This window comes from Epibacterium sp. ABV4_022 (assembly GCF_056159345.1).
Genome location: NZ_JBSWVA010000001.1, coordinates 434,436 through 454,252 on the forward strand (window position 1 = coordinate 434,436; position 19,817 = coordinate 454,252).

17 protein-coding genes are annotated in these 19,817 nt (G+C 62.7%); 13 read left to right on the plus strand and 4 right to left on the minus strand.

Annotated features, from left to right (window positions below; translation table 11 throughout):
- Nucleotides 1–2: 2 nt before the first annotated feature.
- Nucleotides 3–893 carry an N-acetylmuramic acid 6-phosphate etherase gene (locus ACXAF5_RS02075; RefSeq protein ID WP_474945357.1) on the minus strand — a complete coding sequence of 297 codons (891 nt, stop codon included), beginning with the start codon at nt 891–893 and terminating at the stop codon, nt 3–5.
- A gap of 191 nt (nt 894–1,084) precedes the next feature.
- Here ACXAF5_RS02075 and ACXAF5_RS02080 point away from each other — a divergent pair, with 191 nt between their 5' ends.
- The 4 genes from ACXAF5_RS02080 (at nt 1,085) to nagA (ending at nt 4,956) form a co-directional block, all read left to right on the plus strand.
- Nucleotides 1,085–1,972, plus strand: a complete 888-nt coding sequence (locus tag ACXAF5_RS02080) for a glucosamine kinase nucleotide-binding domain-containing protein (RefSeq protein WP_474945358.1) — start codon at nt 1,085–1,087, stop codon at nt 1,970–1,972.
- The gene (locus tag ACXAF5_RS02085) at nt 1,959–2,714 is read left to right on the plus strand and encodes a GntR family transcriptional regulator (RefSeq protein ID WP_474945359.1); all 756 of its coding nucleotides are present in this window, start codon (nt 1,959–1,961) and stop codon (nt 2,712–2,714) included. Before ACXAF5_RS02080 ends, ACXAF5_RS02085 begins: the two co-directional genes overlap by 14 nt.
- 74 nt (nt 2,715–2,788) lie before the next feature.
- Nucleotides 2,789–3,817: an SIS domain-containing protein gene (locus ACXAF5_RS02090; RefSeq protein WP_474945360.1), complete on the plus strand. Its 1,029-nt coding sequence runs from the start codon at nt 2,789–2,791 to the stop codon at nt 3,815–3,817.
- Nucleotides 3,814–4,956, plus strand: a complete 1,143-nt coding sequence (gene nagA, locus ACXAF5_RS02095) for an N-acetylglucosamine-6-phosphate deacetylase (protein ID WP_474945361.1) — start codon at nt 3,814–3,816, stop codon at nt 4,954–4,956. The genes ACXAF5_RS02090 and nagA overlap by 4 nt, the downstream gene beginning before the upstream one ends.
- Before the next feature lie 83 nt (nt 4,957–5,039).
- On the opposite strand, the gene fdhD is transcribed toward nagA, so the two are convergent.
- From fdhD to ACXAF5_RS02110, 3 genes are read right to left on the minus strand one after another with little or no spacing between them, the layout of a single operon-like run.
- Complete coding sequence (fdhD, locus tag ACXAF5_RS02100) at nt 5,040–5,873, minus strand: formate dehydrogenase accessory sulfurtransferase FdhD (RefSeq protein ID WP_474945362.1); 834 nt, start codon at nt 5,871–5,873, stop codon at nt 5,040–5,042.
- Entirely contained in the window at nt 5,870–6,205 is a 336-nt protein-coding gene (locus tag ACXAF5_RS02105; RefSeq protein WP_474945363.1) for a hypothetical protein, read from the minus strand. Before ACXAF5_RS02105 ends, fdhD begins: the two co-directional genes overlap by 4 nt.
- Nucleotides 6,202–8,505, minus strand: a complete 2,304-nt coding sequence (locus tag ACXAF5_RS02110; protein WP_474945364.1) for an FdhF/YdeP family oxidoreductase — start codon at nt 8,503–8,505, stop codon at nt 6,202–6,204. The genes ACXAF5_RS02105 and ACXAF5_RS02110 overlap by 4 nt, the downstream gene beginning before the upstream one ends.
- A gap of 351 nt (nt 8,506–8,856) precedes the next feature.
- Here ACXAF5_RS02110 and ACXAF5_RS02115 point away from each other — a divergent pair, with 351 nt between their 5' ends.
- From ACXAF5_RS02115 to ACXAF5_RS02155, 9 genes are all read left to right on the plus strand, one after another.
- Complete coding sequence (locus tag ACXAF5_RS02115) at nt 8,857–9,315, plus strand: (2Fe-2S)-binding protein (protein WP_474945365.1); 459 nt, start codon at nt 8,857–8,859, stop codon at nt 9,313–9,315.
- A 3-nt stretch (nt 9,316–9,318) separates the two neighbouring features.
- A complete protein-coding gene (locus ACXAF5_RS02120; protein WP_474945366.1) occupies nt 9,319–11,571 on the plus strand; it encodes a xanthine dehydrogenase family protein molybdopterin-binding subunit in 2,253 nt (750 codons plus the stop codon).
- Between the two features lie 13 nt (nt 11,572–11,584).
- Nucleotides 11,585–12,199: a hypothetical protein gene (locus tag ACXAF5_RS02125; protein WP_474945367.1), complete on the plus strand. Its 615-nt coding sequence runs from the start codon at nt 11,585–11,587 to the stop codon at nt 12,197–12,199.
- A 412-nt stretch (nt 12,200–12,611) separates the two neighbouring features.
- A complete protein-coding gene (locus ACXAF5_RS02130; RefSeq protein WP_474945368.1) occupies nt 12,612–14,192 on the plus strand; it encodes an ABC transporter substrate-binding protein in 1,581 nt (526 codons plus the stop codon).
- A gap of 108 nt (nt 14,193–14,300) precedes the next feature.
- The gene (locus tag ACXAF5_RS02135; protein WP_474945369.1) at nt 14,301–15,878 is read left to right on the plus strand and encodes an ABC transporter substrate-binding protein; all 1,578 of its coding nucleotides are present in this window, start codon (nt 14,301–14,303) and stop codon (nt 15,876–15,878) included.
- Nucleotides 15,879–15,941: 63 nt separating this feature from the next.
- Nucleotides 15,942–16,922, plus strand: a complete 981-nt coding sequence (locus tag ACXAF5_RS02140) for an ABC transporter permease (protein ID WP_474945370.1) — start codon at nt 15,942–15,944, stop codon at nt 16,920–16,922.
- Nucleotides 16,922–17,863 (plus strand): ABC transporter permease, encoded by a 942-nt coding sequence (locus ACXAF5_RS02145; RefSeq protein ID WP_065323262.1) that lies wholly within the window; start codon nt 16,922–16,924, stop codon nt 17,861–17,863. Before ACXAF5_RS02140 ends, ACXAF5_RS02145 begins: the two co-directional genes overlap by 1 nt.
- A complete protein-coding gene (locus ACXAF5_RS02150; protein ID WP_046002536.1) occupies nt 17,863–18,837 on the plus strand; it encodes an ABC transporter ATP-binding protein in 975 nt (324 codons plus the stop codon). Before ACXAF5_RS02145 ends, ACXAF5_RS02150 begins: the two co-directional genes overlap by 1 nt.
- Nucleotides 18,837–19,802 carry an ABC transporter ATP-binding protein gene (locus tag ACXAF5_RS02155; protein WP_239318406.1) on the plus strand — a complete coding sequence of 322 codons (966 nt, stop codon included), beginning with the start codon at nt 18,837–18,839 and terminating at the stop codon, nt 19,800–19,802. Before ACXAF5_RS02150 ends, ACXAF5_RS02155 begins: the two co-directional genes overlap by 1 nt.
- Nucleotides 19,803–19,817: the final 15 nt, after the last annotated feature.

The following is a 19,817-nucleotide window of genomic DNA, read 5'->3' on the forward strand; positions in this document are numbered from 1 at the left end:
TCTTATGTGTTGAGCGACGAGAGCGCTGGGCGCAGCTTGCCGCCTGTCGTCTCCAGACGCGCGTTGGCGTCCGCGAGGTCTGTGGCGCCAGCCGCAATCAGGATGGCGCATTTCACATTGCCGCCTGCGGCCTCGATGGCGGCATTGGCGGTGTCGTCGATGGCACCGGTGATGCGGGTCACGATCTGGCGGGCGCGGATGCGCAGTTTGATATTATCTGCGCGCAGGTTGATCATCATGCCGTCGTGGACATGGCCAAGATCGACCGCCATCAGGGTCGACAGCATATTGAGTGCGATCTTCTGAGCGGTGCCGGCCCCCATGCGGGTGGAGCCGGAGATCACCTCTGGCGGGGTTTGCAGCAGGACCGCGTGATCGGCGATGTTCAGCAGCGCAGACCCGGCGTTGTTGGCGATGCCGATGACGCAGGCGCCGCGTGTCTTTGCAAGCTTTGCACCCGCAACCGTATAAGGCGTGGTGCCGCTGGCAGAGACGCCAATCAGCACATCATCCGGGCCGATCTCTGCGAGGGCGCGTTCCAGCTCTGCGGTTTCATCCTCTGTGCCGCCGGGCATCTCGACCCCGGTGGGCATGCCGCCGGCCAAATGGATGCGCAGTTGCGCCGCGGGGATCGAAAACGTGCCGCCCAGTTCAAGGGCGTCGGCCGCGGCCATCAGGCCCGAAGAGCCGGCGGCGGCGTAATGCAATGTGCCGCCCGCACGGATGGCCCGCGCCATGGCCAAAGCTCCGGCGCAAATGGCCTCTGTTGCGGCAAGAGGGGATTGAGACGCATCGTGTTGCGCATGGGCCAAAATCTCGGCCACCTCAGCCAGTGGGCGGGCGTCCAGATCTTTGGCGTTTTCGTGCAATTGTTCCGTGGCAGCGGTCGACACGTGATTCCCTCCAGATTTGAACCAACAATACCCATTTGATACCTTTTGTCTACCTTTGCGTTCCAGTTGCGTTCAAAGGTTTGAATTCATCACGTAAAAATCCCGATTTTGCCGATATTTATGGCCCAATCCGCAAATTTGGTACGGATTTCATCTTTCAAAGACCGCCTTGGTATCGTATTGGTATTTTCATGACGGACACATTGAAAACCTCTGTTCTGGCTCTCGATGGTGGCGGTACGCGGTGTCGGCTGGCGCTATCCGATGGGGATTCGGTGATCACGGTAGAGACCGGCTCGGCGAATATTTCCACCGATATGGCGGGGGCTGTGGCGCAGGTGCGCGACGGTCTTGACCAACTGGCTGAGGCGACAGGCCAGAGCGCCGCGGCGCTGGCCATGTGCCCGGTTTATATCGGAATTGCCGGGGTGACAGGCGCGCAGATCGCCGCGCGGTTCTCGGATGCGCTGCCTTTTCAGCTGGTGCGCGTGACCGATGATCGCCCTACCGCACTCAGCGGCGCATTGGGCGGCAGTGATGGACTCATTGCCCATTGTGGCACCGGGTCGTTCTTTGCCGCGCAGATCGAGGGGCAAAGCCGATTCGCAGGGGGCTGGGGATCGGTGCTTGGCGATCCGGCGTCGGCGCAGTGGGTGGGGCGACGCGCGCTGGCCTGCACGCTTGAGGAAGTGGATCGCCTGCGCGAGTCCTCGGACCTGGGGGCGCAGCTTCTGGAGCGGTTTGGCGGCTCGGCAGAGATTGTCGCCTTTGCGGTCAAGGCGCGGCCTGCGGATTTTGGCCGGGTGGCTCCGGATGTCACCGCCTTTGCCGCCAAGGGCGACCCGCTGGCAGTAGAGATCCTAACGGATGCTGCGCATGAGATCGCCACGACGCTGCACAAGATGGGGTGGAAGGCCGGATTGCCGTTGTGCCTGACCGGCGGGATTGCGCCGCAGTTCCTGCCCTATCTGCCACCGGCCATGCAGGAGGCCTGCATCGCGCCACGGGGCACGCCGCTCGACGGGGCGATTACGCTGGCGCATGAGTTCGCACGGGAGGTGCGGGATGACCATCACTGAATTCCTGAAACCCGACATCTGGTTCGATCAGGGCGCAGGACCGCGCTATGTGCAGCTGCGCCGCCGCCTCGAAGAAGCCATCCAGTCCGGTGTGCTGCCCCCCAACAGTTCCCTGCCGCCCGAGCGCGAGATTGCCGAAATCACCGATCTGTCACGCGTCACCGTGCGCAAGGCCATGCATGAGCTGGTGCAGCAGGGGGCGATCGAACAGCGACAGGGGTCTGGGTCTTTTGTACGCGAAAGCACCGCGCGGGTTGAACAATCGCTGCGCCATCTGACGTCCTTTACCGAGGATATGCAGCAACGCGGGTTGGAGACCACCTCGAAATGGCTGGAGCGCGGCGTCTTCCTGCCCACCGAAGAAGAGGTCTCTGTGTTGGGGCTGGGCGCCGAGGACTCGGTGGCCCGGATCTATCGTCTGCGGGAAGCGGGCGGTCAGCCCATGGCGCTGGAGCGTGCGGCCTTGCCGCTCAGTATTCTGCCGAACCCGCTGGAGGTGACCACCTCGCTTTATGCAACGCTTGGTCTGATCGGCCACCGCCCGGTGCGCGCGATCCAGAAAATCTCTGCCATCAATCTGGAATCGACGGAGGCAGACCTGTTGAACGTGGCCGAAGGCACCGCCGGGCTGCGCATTCAGCGTCTGTCTTTCCTCGAAGATGGCCGGGTCGCGGAATTGACGCGCTCGCTTTATCGCGGTGACGCCTATGACTTCGTCGCGGAGTTGCAACTGTCGGGCTGAGCCTCAGCCGTTGCGACCTGCCTTACTCCTACTTTCCCTCAATGACTGATCTGCCCAGTGAAAGGTTTTGAACCATGAACGCTCCTCAAACGCAGATGCGCCGTGAAATCAACGAAATCCCCGACGCGGTCGAACGCCTTCTGAGCGAAGGCACGGGCGCGGTGACGGCCACCGCCGCTGAAATCCGTGACCTCGCCCCGAGCTATCTGTTGTCGGTGGCGCGCGGCTCCTCGGATCACGCCTCGACCTATCTGAAATACGCCAGCGAATTGCTCTTGGGCCTGCCGATGGCGTCGGTGGGGCCGTCGGTGAAATCCATCTACGGTGTTGATCTGAACTGCGCGGGTGCGCTGAGCATTTCGGTGTCGCAGTCGGGCAAAAGCCCGGACATCGTGCAACTGACCTCCGCCTTCCGAGACAAGGGGGCCTATACGGTTGCGATCACCAATGACGCGACCTCGCCACTGGCGGAGGCCTCGGCGGCGGTGCTGCCCATCCACGCGGGCCCTGAGCTGAGTGTTGCGGCCACCAAGACGTTTGTCACCTCGTTGGTGGCGGGTCTTTGGCTGCTGGCTGAAATCAAACAGGACGCAGAGTTGTTGGATGCGATCCGCAAACTGCCCGGATATCTGGCCAAGGCAAAGGATTGCGATTGGAGCGCGGCGGTTGAGGCCATCGACGGTCAGTCGCTTTACACGCTGGGGCGTGGGCCAAGCTGGGCGATCTCCAACGAGGCGGCGCTGAAGTTCAAGGAGACCTGCCAGATCCACGCCGAGAGCTATTCTGCGGCGGAGGTGCTGCATGGTCCGGTGTCGATCGTGGGTGAAAATTTCCCGGTGATCGCCTTTGCCGCGGCTGACGCCGCCGAGGAAAGCGTTGGGGATATGGTGCAGGCGCTGGCCGATAAGGGCGCGCGTGTCTTTGCCACCACCGATAAGGCCAAAGGCGCAGACGTTCTGCCGCATGTGCGCACCGATCACTGGATAACCGATCCGATTTCGTCGATTGTCTCGTTTTACGGCATGGTCGAAGCCGTGGCTGCGCGTCGCGGCGTGAACCCGGATGCACCGCGCCACCTCAACAAGGTTACGGAAACCGTATGATGCAGCGGCTGATTACCTTTCTGGGTGGGCCGATCTTTGACGGCAAACGTCTGCGGCAAGGCTATGCAGCACAGTTTCGCGCAGGTCAGCTCGCGAAGATGGTGCCGCTGACGGAGTTGGGAGAGCGCGGTGATATGATCGATCTGGGCGGCGATATCCTGTCGCCCGGCTATGTCGACCTGCAGGTGAATGGCGGCGGTGGTGTGATGTTGGGCGATGCGCCGAACGTCGAGACGATTGCGACAATTTGCGATGCGCATCGCAGTCTGGGGGCGACCACGATCCTGCCAACGCTGATCACGGATACCGCCGAGAAGACCCGCGCGACGCTGACGGCTGGGATTGATGCCCATGAGGCCGGGGTGCGTGGCTTTGGCGGTTTGCATCTGGAAGGGCCGCATCTGTCGGTCGCGCGCAAGGGGGCGCATGACGCAGCCTTGATCCGTCCGATGGATGAAATCGACCTGAGCGCGATCTGCGAGGCGGCGGCCCTGCTGCCCAAGCTCAAGGTCACGATTGCACCGGAGAATGTCACACCTGAACAGGTGACGCGGATGGTGGAGGCGGGCGTTCTGGTCTCGCTTGGCCATACGGATGCGCCCTTTGACACCTGTGTCGCCTATGCCAAGGCGGGCGCGGGTTGTGCGACCCATTTGTTCAACGCCATGAGCCAGTTGGGCAATCGCGCGCCGGGTCTGGTGGGGGCGGTGCTGGACACCGCAGAGCTGTCGGCGGGTTTGATTGCGGATGGCATCCATGTGCACCCCGCCAGCCTCCGCGCGGCGTGGCTGGCCAAACGGCGCGGGCCGGGGCGGATTTTCCTTGTGTCTGACGCCATGGCCGTTGCGGGCACGGCGGATAGCGAGTTCCGTCTGGAAGGACGCCGGATCACCCGAAGCGAAGGGCGGTTGTGCTTGTCTGATGGCACTTTGGCCGGGGCGGATCTGGATCTGACCACGGCGCTCAGGGTGCTGACCAGCCAATGCGGTGTGTCCCTGGATGAGGCGTTGGAGGCGGCGACCTCGATCCCGGCGGCGCTGATCGATGCGCCGGTGGATTTGAAGCAGCCAGGGCAGATGTTGACGGATATGATCCGCATCAAATCCGATCTGAGCGCGGCGTCACCCGTGATTGGCTAAAGGTTTGCCAAAGGGCATGGCCGGGCGCATGGGCGTGCGGCTGTGCCACCCCTTTGCAATCACCCGGTTATGCGCATACCCGGTTATGCGACGACCCGGTGCGGATGCGTATAGAGGGCAAAGCGCCCACCGCGTGTTGACGCGGCAAGGGTCATGCCTGCGCGATCTGCCAACCGCACCGCATGCGAGGTCGGTGCGGAGACGGCGATCATCATGCCTGACCCCACTTCTGCCGCCTTTTGCACCAGATCCACCGAGATCCGCGAGGTCATCACAAAGGCACCGCTGGCCGGGTTGATCCCTTGTCGCAGCAGCGCGCCGATGAGTTTGTCGAGCGCATTGTGACGTCCCACATCCTCGCGCACTGCAATCAGGCCATGATCGGGGCAGAGAAACCCTGCCGCATGTACCGCGCGGCATTGATCGTGCAAGGGCTGGTGGCGGGCGAGGTCACTGGGCGCGGCGGCAATCGCAGCAGCCCGAAACCGCAGCGCCACATCCGACACATCACGCGGATGGCGCAGCGCTTGTTCCAGACTGTCGATGCCGCAGAGGCCACAGCCAATGGGACCCGCCATGGCACGGCGGCGGTTGGCAATCGCGGCACCGCGATCCTCGCGCAGCCAGAACCGTGCCTCGATGCCACTGTCATGCGCAACCTGTTCAAACTCGCGCACATCGTCAAAGCTGGTGATGAACCCTTCGGTGCGGGCAAAGCCAAAGGCGAAATCCTCAATGTCGGAGGGGCTGGCCATCATCACGGCGGCGCTGGAGCCGTCAAACACCATGGCAACTGGCGTTTCTTCGGCCAGATCGCGGTTGTGGGGCGCGACCTCATCCGCCGAGACGATCAGCCCTTCGTGGCGATGCGCGGTGAAATGCGCAGGGGCCGTGGGATGGCGCAGCGGCGCGGTCATGAGGCGTACTCCTTGGCTGAGCCTGCCGCGCTCAGGTGGGCGGTGTTGTCAGTGTCATCGCAGGCCCGCTCCACCGTGGCGCGGCCGGTATCGCTGAGTTGGTAGAACAGGCGCTGGGATTTATCGCCCCGACTCTCGACCGTCAGCAGATCGTGTTCATGGGCCAAAAGCGTGCATTCACGCAGCACCAGCGCATGGGCAAGGCCGAACTTGCGCGCAAAACTGCGGCTGTCATGCGCGATCCCCAGATGCGCCGCTGTCATCAGACCGGCCCCGAGGGGAGAGAGCGCCTCCGGGTGGTCGGCGACCAGAGCCTCGATGAGCGCCATCATGCGGGCGTCTCGCTGGGGCGAAAGGTGACGGGCACGGATTTGGACGCAGGCGTAAAGCTCTTGTCGCCAAAGACCTGATGCGGCACCAGCACGTTAAGCTCTGGATAGTAGCCCGCAACACAGCCCTTGGGGATGTCATAGGCCACCAGACGGAACCCCGGCGCGATGCGGTCCACGTCATCCTCGTGCAGGCCCACCACATCCATGACATCACCGGGTTCGGCCCCCAGTGCGGCGATGTCATCGGGGTGCATAAAGACCACGTTGCGTTCGCCGTAAACGCCGCGATAGCGGTCATCCATGCCGTAGACGGTGGTGTTGTACTGATCGTGCGAGCGGAAGGTTTGCAGCACAAATCGCCGGTTTTCGCCACGCAGGTTCTGCCATTCGGTCTGCTCGGGCAGCGGATCGGCAGAGAAGGTTGCGCGCCCGGCGGGGGTATTCCATTCACGCTCTGATGCGCCATTGCGCAGACGGAAGCCGCGCGGTTTGCGCACCTCGGTGTTGAAATCGCCAAAGATCGGCAGCACGCGGGCGATCAGGTCACGGATCTTGTCGTTGTCTTGTGCAAGCGCGTCCCAGTCCACGGTGGTATTGCCCAGTGTGGCGCGGGCAATGCCTGCAACGATCTGCACCTCGGATTTCAGGGTCTTGGCGGCGGGCGGGTTGATCCCGCCGGAGCCATGCACCATCGACATGGAATCCTCGACGGTTACGATCTGGCGCACGCCTGCGGCGTTCTTGTCAATTTCGGTGCGGCCCAGACAGGGCAGGATGTAGCTGTGCGTGCCCGGCAGCAAATGCCCGTGGTTGAGCTTGGTGGCGATATTCACCGTCAGATCAAGGTTCTGCATCGCTTGTGCAATCAGCGCGCTGTCGGGGGTGGCGCGGGCAAAATTGCCGCCAAGCGCGATAAAGGCGCGCGCGTCGCCGGACAGCATCGCACCGATCGCCTGCAAGACGTTGTGGCCACGGTCACGCGGCATCGCCACGCCCAGCTCGCGCTCCATCGCATCCAGAAGGGCTGCCGGGGCTTTTTCATTGATGCCGACGGTGCGGTCGCCTTGCACGTTGGAATGGCCCCGCACCGGGCACAGACCCGCGCCCGGACGTCCGACATTGCCGCGCAGGAACATGAAGTTGGCAATCTCGCGGATCATCGGCACCGAATGGCGGTGCTGCGTGATCCCCATCGCCCATGTGGTGATGACGCGATCAGAGGCCAGATAGATCTCTGCCGCCTCTGTGATCTGGTCGCGGCTGAGGCCGGATTGGTCTTCGATCTCGTCCCAAGAGGTGGCGTTCACCGCGTCGCGGTAGGCCTCGAACGCTTCGGTGTGCGCGCTCAGGAAGGCGTGATCCAGCACTGCGGGCTGGCCGGTGGCCTGTGCGGCCTCCTCGGCGGCCAGAACGACTTTGGCCATGCCGCGAAACACCGCCATGTCGCCGCCAAGGCGCGGGCGGTAATAGTCGGTCGAGGTTGCCTCGGAGCCGCCGCGGATCATCTCCAGCTTGTTTTGCGGGTCGGCAAAACGGTGCAGGCCCTTTTCCTTGAGGGTGTTGAACACCACCACCCGTGCCCCGCGCTGGGTGGCGGCGCGCAGATCAGCAAGCATGCGCGGGTGGTTGGTGCCGGGGTTCTGACCGACCACAAAGATCGCATCGGCCTTCTCGAAATCCTCCAAAAGCACGGTGCCTTTGCCGATGCCGATGGCCTCGGTAAGGGCAACGCCGCTGGCCTCGTGACACATATTGGAGCAATCTGGGAAGTTGTTGGTGCCATAAAGGCGCACGAACATCTGATAAAGAAACGCCGCCTCGTTGCTGGCGCGACCGGAGGTGTAGAACTCCGCCCGGTTGGGATCATCCAGCGCATTGAGGCGCGCGGCGATCCCGGCAAAAGCGTCGTCCCATGTGACCTCGACATAGCGGTCGCTGTCGGCGTCATAGCGCATGGGGTGGGTCAGGCGGCCCTGTTTTTCCAGCGCGTAGTCTGACCATGTGCGCAGCTCGCTCACGCTGTGTTCGGCAAAGAATGCGGGCGTCACCCGGTCGCGGGTGGCTTCCCATGCGACGGCCTTGACCCCGTTTTCGCAAAACTCGAAGGAGGAGCCATGTTCGGGGTCGCCCCACGCGCAGCCGGGGCAGTCAAACCCATCGGGTTGGTTGGCCTTCAGCATGGTGCGCGCACCGGACAGGGGCTTGCCGCTGCCCATCAACTGACGTCCGACGCTCTTGAGGGCGCCCCAGCCACCGGCGGCTGCGGAAGGTGCTTTTTCGGATCCGTTGTTCTGGGTCATGGCTGGGGCCTTGTGACAGGCTCTGGCCGCACCGAACCGGTCGCCAGCACCGGATGTGCTGCACGATCCGCGTCGGAGCCGGGCGGAGCAGTGGGTGGGTCAGTGGTGGTGCGCGCGCCGAGACTGTCTGCGCGAGGATCGTTCGCACCTTAGATGCGCCGCCGCGGGATTTCTGTCAACGTATTGAAACGCCGTTTGAATTCGTAATTTTTGAAGTCGTGATAAGCAGTGCGGATCACGCGGCACTTGCTCTGGGTGACGCCAAGTCGTGAGGATTGGCACGATGTGCCACTGTTTCTGCGTCCCGGTTGCTTTAGGGTGGGCCTTAAGCGGCTGCCACGGAGAAAGATCATGAAGCTGACCGTCAACGGAACCGAGCATGAGGTCGATGTCGAACCCGAGATGCCCCTGTTGTGGGTGCTGCGGGACGAGCTGGACATCAAGGGGCCGAAATACGGCTGCGGCATCGCCCAATGCGGGGCCTGCACGGTGCATGTGGACGGGATGGCGGTGCGTTCGTGTCAGTTGCCGGTTGGCGATCTTGAGGGCGAGGTCACCACCATCGAGGGGCTGGGCACCCCCGAGAGCCTGCATGCGGTACAGGCCGCATGGGTGGCGCATCAGGTGGCGCAGTGCGGGTACTGCCAATCGGGCCAGATCATGCAGGCGGCAGCTTTGCTCGACCTGAACCCAGCGCCTACGGATGCAGAGATTGATGCGGTGATGTCGGGGAACCTCTGCCGCTGTGGCACCTATCCCCGTATCCGGGCGGCGATCCATGACGCTGCGCAGAAATTGAGCGAGGCCTGAGCCATGAGTCGTGCTGGAAAAATTGCCCGTCGTACATTCCTGATTGGGTCTGCTGCCATCGCCGGGGGCGTGGCCTTTGGTGTCTATATGGCGAAAAAGTCGATCCCCAATCCGCTGCTTGATGATCTCAAAGACGGTGAGGCGGCGATCACACCCTTTGTGAAAATCGACGCCAATGGCATCACCCTGATCACGCCGCGCGCGGACAAGGGGCAGGGCGCCTATTCCATCCAAGCCTATCTGATCGCTGAGGAGCTGGACATCGATCCAGCCACCGCCACCATCACACCGGGGATGCCGGGGCAGGCCTATTACAACGCCACGGTGCTGGGCGAAGGGGTGCCAATCCCAGCCTATAAGGAAGGATTTGTGGCCGACACCCTGCGTGACTTCATGTCGGTCCCGGCAAAACTGTTGTCGATCCAGATGACTGGCGGGTCGTCCACCGTGCCGGATGGGTTTGACCGGATGCGCATGGCGGGGGCGACAGCGCGTGAAACCCTGAAAGAGGCCGCGGCCCGTCGGGTTGGCGTGGCCCGTGGGGATCTGCGGACCGAGAATGGCGCGGTGATCCTGCCGGATGGCTCTTCCATCGCCTATACGGATCTGGCGGCAGAGGCGGCAGAGATTGACCCGGTCACGGATGTGACCCTGCGCCCCGCCTCTGCGTGGCGCTATCTGGGCAAGCCCGATCTGCCGCGTCTGGATATGCTGCGCAAATGCACCGGAACTGAGGTCTACGGCATCGACATGGAATTTCAGGACATGCTGCATGCCACCGTGCGCGCCAACCCTGCCGTTGGCACCGCGGGCGCGCGTGTTGATGCCTCGGCGGCAGAGGGGATGCGCGGGGTGGAGAAAATCCTGCCGGTCAGCAACGGTGTCGGTGTGATTGCCAACAATACCTGGCGTGCGTTTCAGGCGGCAGAGGCGCTAGAGATCGCGTGGAGCGCGCCGGACTATCCCGGCACCTCGGACGGGATATTTGCCGCGCTTGAACAGGCGCTGGGCGATCCCGACAGCTATGACCACTGCCAGCGCGATGAGGGCGATGTGGACGCCGCACTGGAGGCGGGCGAGATTATCGACGCGCGCTATCGCATTCCCTACCTCGCCCATGCGCCGATGGAGCCGATGAACGCGGTGGTGCGGGTGCTGGACGGGCAGGTGGAAATCTGGACCGGAACCCAGATCCCGCTGTTCATCCGCGACCGCGCCGCCACTATTGCGGGCGTCGCGCCTGAGGCCGTGAAAGTCTATGTGCTGCCCATGGGCGGCAGCTTTGGTCATCGGCTGGAGATGACCCATGTGGAGCAGGCGGTGGAACTGGCGCTGACGGTGCCGGGGCGGCATCTGAAACTCACATGGAGCCGCGAAGAGGATATGAGCCACGACTACCCGCGCCCGGCCTCGGTTGCCGCAGGGCGCGGCAAGGTCGCAGATGGCAAGGTGGTGGCCTTTGACCTCTCGGTCAGTCAATCGGCCATGGCCCCGGAGTGGTTCGGCCGCCTGAGCGGGATGAGTCTGCCGGGCCCCGATGCGACGATCACCACCGGGTCGTGGGATCAGCCATTTGATATTCCCGACTACCGTGTCACCGGCTATCGCGCGCCGAGCATGGTGCCAGTGTCGTCCTGGCGGTCGGTCGGGGCGTCGGGCAACGGGTTTTACCACGATAGCTTCCTGGATGAGTTGATCCACGCCGCCGGGGCCGATCCGCTGGCCGAACGCATCCGCCTGTGTCTGCATGAGCCTGCGCGCAAGGTGCTGGAGGCCGTGGGCGAGATGTCGGGCTGGGATGGTCCCTCTATCGGTAAGGGGCGCGGACGTGGCGTAGGGTTTTGCATGTCCTTTGGGGTGCCCTGCGCACAAGTCATCGAGGTCACGCAGACGGAGGCGGGCATTCGCATCGATCAGGTCTATGTGGCGGTGGATGTGGGCGAGGTGCTTGATCCCACAAACCTGGAGGCGCAGGTCTTTGGCGGGGTGATCTTTGGGCTGGGGCACGCGATGAACTGCGCGCTGACTTATGAGGATCACGCCCCGCTTGAGACCAACTATCACGCCTATGAGGGGATGCGGCTCTATCAGGCCCCTCAGATTGAGGTGCGCGCGCTGAGCAACGGCAGCCGCATCCGGGGGGTGGGCGAGCCGGCTGTGCCGCCTGCTGCCCCGGCGCTGGCCAATGCGATCTTTGCCGCCACCGGGCAACGCATCCGCGAATTGCCGCTGAACAAACATATCGATTTCGTCTGAGGAGGGCCGGGACATGCAAAAGAGCGTTGTCATCCTTGCCGCGGTTTCTATCGCGGGCGCAGCCCTTGCCGAAGGTGCGCTGACCCTGCCAGACGAGGGCAGCATTAGTCGCGCAGACGGGCAGGCGGCATTTGAACGCATCTATGAGGTGGTGACCCATCCCAGATGCGCCAATTGCCACGTGGGCGCGGACAATATCCCGATGTGGTCCGGGCCAAGCTACGGTGAGGCGCGCCCGCATGGGATGCACATCAATGCCGGTGAGAGCCGGATCGGGGCGGAGTTCCTGCCCTGTCAGACCTGCCATGTGACTTCGGATGATTTCGACACCGCACCACACGCCGCGCCGCGCTTTGGTATTGCGTGGCAGCTGGCCCCGGTGGAGTTCGAATGGTTCGGCAAATCGCGCGCCGAGATCTGTGCGCAGCTCAAGGACCCGGAGCGCAACGGCGGACGCGACTGGCGCGAACTCGTTGAGCATCTGGAACATGACGCCAGCCTCAACGGGCCAGTGGCCTGGGGGTGGTCGCCGGGTGGAGACCGTGAACCCGCGCCCCGCACATTGGAAGAGCATGTCGAGGATATGGCGCTTTGGGGCGCTGCGGGTCAGCCCTGCCCGGCAGACTGACCCGGGGGATTTGGCGCGCGCGGGGCGACGGGTGTTGCCCCGGCAATGATTCTTGTTTGCGCGGCCAGGTCTGGCAGATCTGCGCCGCGCCAATGGAAATCGTGCCGCAAGCCACCACGCGGCACGCATCACAGGAAGCATAGGCAGGGTCGCGCTGCGCCTGTCAGACTTCGACGGTTGTCGGCCCTGATCCGGGGTCGGGAACCCGGGATCACCACGCGATTTTCCAGCTTTTTCGGGAGGCTGATGGCTTGACCATCGCCTAAAATATATTCACCAAATATATTTTATCCAATCTGGCGTTGCGGTCTTGTCAAACCCTGGGTGTTCGCCAAGACTGCGCCGTATGGGCCGGGGGCCGCAAGGTCGGACCGGCTGACAGACATTGATAAAAAACGACGAGGGGGGTCCCATGAAGACCACTACTGCACTGACACTGACGTCGCTTCTCTTGGCGTCGGCCGCGCCGTTGAGCGCGGAAACCTTGCGCTGGGCGCGCTCCGGCGACGCGCTGACGCTGGACCCGCACGCCCAGAACGAAGGGCCGACGCATACCATCCGCCACCAGATGTATGAACCGCTCATCATCCGTGATGTGACCGGCGCGTTCGAACCTGCACTGGCGACCGAATGGGCCCCCAAAGAGGGCGATCCGAACGTCTGGGTGTTCAAGCTGCGCGAAGGTGTGAAATTCCACGGCGGCGAAGACTTCACCGCAGAGGATGTGGTGTTCTCCTTCACCCGCGCCAAGCAGGAAAACTCCGACATGAAGGAGCTCATCGGCTCCATCACCGAGGTGCGCGCGGTTGACGATCTGACCGTTGAGATTGTCACCGACGGGCCGAACCCGATCCTGCCGTCTAACCTCACCAACCTGTTCATCATGGACAAGGGCTGGACCGAGGCCAACGACACCGTCAACGTGCAGGACTTTGAGGGTGGCGAGATCACCTATGCCACCACCAATGCGAACGGCACCGGCCCCTATGTGCTGCAAAGCCGCGAGCCGGACGTCAAAACCGTGATGACCCTCAACGAGAACTACTGGGGCAAGGACCAGTTCCCGCTTGAGGTAACCGAAATCGTCTATACGCCGATCCAGAACCCCGCGACCCGTGTTGCGGCGCTTCTGTCGGGCGAAGTTGATTTCCTTCAGGACATGCCGGTGCAGGATCTGGACCGCGTCAATGGCGCCGATGGCCTGATGGTGCGCCAGGCACCGCAGAACCGGGTGATCTTCTTTGGCATGAACATGGGCGCCGATGACATCGAGGCCGACAATGTGGACGGCAAGAACCCGCTGGCGGACGTGCGCGTGCGCAAGGCGATGTCGATGGCGATCAACCGCGATGCGATCCAGAAGGTCGTGATGCGCGGCCAGTCCCAGCCTGCGGGCATGATCGCACCGCCGTTCGTCAACGGCTGGACCGAAGAGATGGACGCGGAATCCAAGACCGACATCGAAGGTGCCAAGGCGCTGATGGCTGAGGCGGGGTACGGCGATGGTTTCTCGATCCGTCTGGACTGCCCCAACGACCGCTATGTCAACGACGAGCCGATCTGTCAGGCCGCCGTTGGCATGCTCGGTCAGATCGGCATCACCGTGAACCTCGACGCCAAACCCAAGGCGCAGCACTTCCCGCTGATCACCGATGGCAAGACCGACTTCTACATGCTGGGTTGGGGCGTGCCGACATACGATTCCGAGTATGTGTTCAACTTCCTTGTGCACGGTCGTGAGAGCGACATCGGCACCTGGAACGGCACCGGCTACGACAATGACGAGCTGGACGCGAAGATCAAATCGCTGGCCTCGAACACTGATCTGGACGCGCGCAATCAGGACATTGCCGACATCTGGCGGGTGGTTCAGGACGAGCAGCTCTACATCCCGATCCACCATCAGGTGCTGAACTGGGGCATGTCCGAAAAGGTCGATATCGCGGTTGATCCCGAAGATCAGCCGAAGGTCAAATACTTCAAGATGAACTGATCTCTGTCGCAGCGGACCGGCATGCCCGGTGTGCTGCATGACATGCCAATGTCGCCGGGGCGCATATGCATCCCGGCGACACGCGCATTGACCGGAAAGGACTTCCCGATGCTCCGTCTCTTACGCACCGCTGCCTGCGCGGCAGCCTGTCTCCCCGCAGCCCTAGTGCCTGCCGCTCAGGCCAAGGAGTTTTCATGGGCGGTGACCACCGATCCGCAGACGATGGACCCGCACGCGGTCAACTCCACCCCCGTTTTGGGGTTTTTGAACAACGTCTATGAAGGACTCGTGCGGCGCGGCAGGGACATGAGCATCGAGCCTGCGCTGGCCACCGGCTGGGAGCCGATCGGCGAGGGCGAAGGCTGGCGGTTTTTCCTGCGCGAGGGGGTGACGTTTCAGGACGGCAGCACCTTTGACGCAGAGGATGTTGTGTTCTCTTATGAGCGCGCATCCAGCCCGGAATCGGACACGGCCAGCTGGTTTGCGCCGGTCTCGGATGTGGTGAGGGTCGATGACTACACCGTTGATTTCCTGACCCATTCTCCCAACCCGATCTTTCCCGACAGCATCGCCAACTGGATGATCATGGACAGCGGCTGGGCCGAGGCCAATGCCGCCAGCCGCCCCGACAAGGAAAGCGGCAACTTTGCCACGCTCAATGCCAATGGGACCGGCGCGTTTCGTGTGACAACCCGCGAGCCGGGCCTGCGCACAGTGTTGGAGCCTTTTGCGGATTGGTGGGGTGAGCCCGAACACAACATCACCCGCGCAGAAATGACGCCGATCCAGAACCCGGCCACAGCGCTTGCGGCGCTGCTGTCGGGGGATGTTGACATGATCAACCCGGTGCCCATTCAGGACGTTCAGCGCCTGCAAGGCAACCCGGATGTGAAAGTCGTGCAGGGCATCGAGGCGCGTGTGATAATGCTGGGCTTCCCGCATCAGGCGGAGGCGTTGAACTATTCCGCCGAAACCGAGGGCAACCCGTTCGCTGATGCGCGCGTGCGCAAGGCCGTGGCCCATGCCATCAATGTGCCCGCGATCCTGCGCACCATCATGCGTGGCAATGCCGAGCCAGTGAACCAATTGGTGAGCAGCGCCATGCGGGGCTATTCCGAGGTGCTTGCGGATGCGCCTGCCTATGATCCGGAGGCCGCCAAGGCTCTGCTGGCCGAGGCAGGCTATCCGGGTGGGTTCTCCTTTGGTCTGAAATGCCCCAACAACCGCTATCTCAATGATGAGGCGGTCTGTCAGGCTGTGACTGCCATGCTGGCGCAGGTGGGACTGAAGGCAACGCTGGATGCGATGCCGGTTCAGAATTACTGGCCAGAACTGCGGGCCGGAAACTATGACATGTACCTTCTGGGCTGGTCGCCGGGCACCTTTGATGCGGAACACCCGATCCGCTTCCTTGCGGCAACCCCCAATGAGGAAAAGAAGCTCGGTTCGTGGAACTTTGGCGGCTATTCCAACGCGCGCGTGGACGCGCTCTTGCCCAAGATCCAGTCCGAGATCGACGAGCCGACCCGGCAGGGGATGCTCGATGAGGTGGCGCAGGTCTTGCAGGACGAGACCGCCTATGTGCCGCTTTATGTGCAACCGCTGGTCTGGGGCACCGGCAGCAACGTCACCCTGACCCAAAGGCCGGATAACTTCTTTATTCTGCGCTGGGTCTCCGTTAACTAACGCCGCTCATCAAGGCAGACGGGGGTCTCGGCCCCCTTCATCCACCCACAGGAGAGCACGGATATGCTCGCTTATATCATCCGGCGCGTGGCCCAATCCGCGCTGGTTCTTCTTATCGTCGGACTCGTGGCCTTTGCCATGTTCCGCTTTGTCGGTGACCCGATCGACAACATGCTGGGCCAGGAACGCACCGCCGAGGACATCGAACGGCTGCGCGGACAACTTGGCCTCGATCAGCCCTTTGTGGTGCAATACTACCGGTTTCTGGAAAACGCCGTGCAGGGCAATTTCGGGGTCAGCTACCGGCAGGGGCGCCCGGTTATCGACATCCTGATGGAACGCGCGCCTGCGACACTGGAACTGGCGGCGGTCTCTGGCATTCTTGCAATCATATTCGGCATCGCGCTTGGGGTCTTTACCGCCATCAAGCGAAACGGGATCACGGCCAATCTGATCATGTCCGGCTCCCTCATCGGGGTGTCATTGCCGACCTTCCTGATTGGTATCCTGCTGATCTATCTGTTTTCTGTGGAACTTGGCTGGCTGCCGAGTTTCGGGCGCGGCGAGGTGGTCGACCTTGGCGGCTGGAGCACGGGGATCCTGACCGCAAGCGGCCTCAAGGCGCTGATCCTGCCGTCGATCACTCTGGGGCTATATCAGATGACGCTCATCATGCGGCTGGTGCGCTCGGAAATGCTGGAGGTGCTCCGGCAGGATTATATCCGCTTTGCCCGTGCCCGAGGCCTGCGGGATCGCACCGTGCATTTCCGTCATGCGCTGAAGAATACGATGGTGCCGGTGATCACCGTGATCGGCCTGCAAGTGGGCGCGATCATCGCATTCGCCATCATCACCGAGACGGTGTTCCAGTGGCCCGGTGTCGGCCTGTTGTTCATCAACGCGATCCAGTTCGTCGATATCCCGGTGATGGCAGCCTATCTGATGCTGATCTCGGTGATGTTCGTCGGCATCAACCTGATCGTCGATATCCTCTATTTCTTTATCGATCCGCGTCTGCGCGTTGATCGCAAGGGAGGTCACTAATGTCCGAGACATCTACCCCCGCCCAGAAATCGCGCCTGCGCACCGCGCTGGAAAGCGATCTGTTCTATACCTTCAAACGCTCGCCCGTGGCGGTGGTCTCCACCGTGGTGGTTCTGGTTCTGGTGCTCTCGGCGGTCTTTGCGCCGCTGATCGCGCCCACCAACCCGTTTGATCCGGCCTCGCTCAACCTGATGAACGGCTTCACGCCGCCGATGTCGCCCAATGACTTCACCGGCGAGACGTTCTTTATGGGGACCGACGATCAGGGCCGCGATGTATTCTCGACCATCCTTTATGGTATGCGGATTTCGCTGTTCGTTGGCGTCGCCGCCGTTCTGTTCGCCATGGTGCTTGGGATCACGCTGGGCCTGTTGTCCGGCTACCTCGGTGGCTGGGTTGAGACGGTGATCATGCGGATTGCCGATGTGCAGCTGACCTTTCCGTCGATCCTTGTGGCGATGCTGATCTTTGGTGTCGCCAAGGGCATCACCCCGGTGGAATACCGCGATCAGATGGCGATCTGGGTGCTGATCCTTGCGATTGGCCTGTCGGACTGGGTGCAGTTTGCCCGTGTGGTGCGGGGCGCGACCCTTGTTGAGAAAAACAAGGAATACGTCGAGGCCGCCCGGCTGATCGGACGACGCTCCGGTGCGATCATGTTGCGGCACATCCTGCCCAATGTGCTGTCGCCGGTCTTGGTCATCGCCACCATCTCGCTGGCGCTGGCGATCATTGCCGAGGCGACGCTGTCGTTCCTCGGGGTGGGCGCGCCACCGACCCAGCCGTCTCTTGGTACACTCATTCGCATCGGGCAGGGCTTCCTGTTCTCTGGCGAATGGTGGATTCTTCTCTTCCCTGCGATCACGCTGTTGGGACTGGCGCTCAGCGTCAACCTGCTGGGCGACTGGCTGCGTGACGCCCTGAACCCGAGGCTTCGCTAATGGCTGACCCTGTTCTGTCCATCCGCAACCTTTGTGTGGAAATCCCAACCCGCCACGGCATTCTGAAACCGGTCGATGGCGTCTCTTATGACATTGCCAAGGGCGAGATCCTCGGCATCGTTGGCGAAAGTGGCGCCGGCAAGTCGATGGCGGGCAATGCCGTCATTGGCCTGCTCAATCCGCCGGCGCATGTCTCCTCTGGTGAGATCTGGCTCAATGGCAAACGCATCGACACCCTGAAAGGTGACGCGCTGCGCCGCTTGCGGGGCAAGGAAATCGGCATGGTGTTTCAGGACCCGCTGACCTCGCTCAATCCGCTGTTGCGGATCGGGGATCAACTGGTTGAGACCATGCTGACCCATCTGCCGATCAGCAAGTCCGAGGCCGAGAAACGTGCCGTGGCCGCGCTTGAGGAAGTCGGTATTCCCGGTGCCGCCAAACGTGTAAACAGCTACCCGCACGAATTTTCCGGCGGCATGCGCCAGCGGGTGGTGATCGCGCTGGCGCTCTGTGCCGAGCCGTCCTTGGTGATTGCGGATGAGCCGACAACCGCGCTTGATGTGTCCGTACAGGCGCAGATCATCGCGCTGCTCAAACGGCTCTGTCGTGAGCGGGGCACGGCGGTGATGTTGATTACGCACGACATGGGTGTGATTGCCGAGGCCGCAGATCGTGTGGCGGTGATGTATGCCGGGCGGCTGGCCGAGCTTGGCCCGGTGCGCGATGTGATCACCGCGCCGGAACATCCCTACACCCATGGGTTGATGGCCTCGACACCGCTCGCATCGCGTGGCCAGAAACGTCTGCACCAGATCCCCGGCGCCATGCCGCGTCTGGATGCGGTGCCCGATGGCTGTGCCTTCAATCCGCGCTGTCCGCGCGTGGCCGACAAATGCCGACAGGCACCTGCGCCCAAGGTCGATGGCGCGGCTGCCGCCTGCTGGTTCCCGCTACAACATGAGGAGGCCTCCTGATGGCGCTTGTCTCCGTCAAGAACCTGAGCCGTGTGTTTGACGTGTCCAAACCCTGGCTGAACCGGGTGATCGAACGTGAACCCAAGGCCTTTCTGACCGCTGTGTCAGATGTGGATTTCGAGGTCGAGCCGCAGACCACCTATGCGCTGGTCGGCGAATCCGGGTCCGGCAAATCCACCATTGGCCGCATGCTGGTGGGGCTTTTGAATCCCTCAGACGGCAATGTGGAGATCGAGGGTGTTGATCTGGCGAACGAGACAGACGCCGCCAAGGTCGATGCGATCCGTTCTGACATCCAGATGATCTTTCAGGACCCCTATGCCTCGCTCAACCCGCGCTGGCGGGTGCGTGACATCATCGTCGAACCCGTGGCGGCGCGTGGTGGCAAGACTGATGGGCTGGCCGAACGCCTGCTGGAACAGGTGGGTCTCTCGGTGAAGGACGCGGGCAAGTTTCCGCATGAGTTCTCCGGCGGGCAGCGGCAGCGGATCTGTATTGCCCGCGCGCTGGCCTCCGAGCCGCGTTTGATCGTCTGTGACGAGCCCACCTCGGCGCTGGATGTGTCGGTGCAGTCGCAGGTGCTGAACCTGATGAGCGACCTCAAGGACAACTTTGGCCTGACCTATGTGCTGATCACCCACGACCTGACGGTGGTGCAGCATATGGCGGACCGGATCGGGGTGCTCTACCTCGGGCGTCTTGTTGAGGAGGGCGCGCCGGACGAGCTGTTTGAGCGCCCCAAACACCCCTATACGCAGATGCTGCTGGAAGCCGCGCCGCGTATGGATGGGTTTGGCCGCGAGGTGGCCCCGCCCGAGGGCGAGATCCCCGATCCGATCAACCCGCCGCCCGGCTGCGCCTTTCACCCGCGCTGCCCGCTGGCCGGTGACATCTGTCGACAAGAACGCCCCGAGATGCGCAGGATTGGCACAACCCGAGTCGCCTGTCACATGGCGGAGGGCTGACACAGACAACAGGAG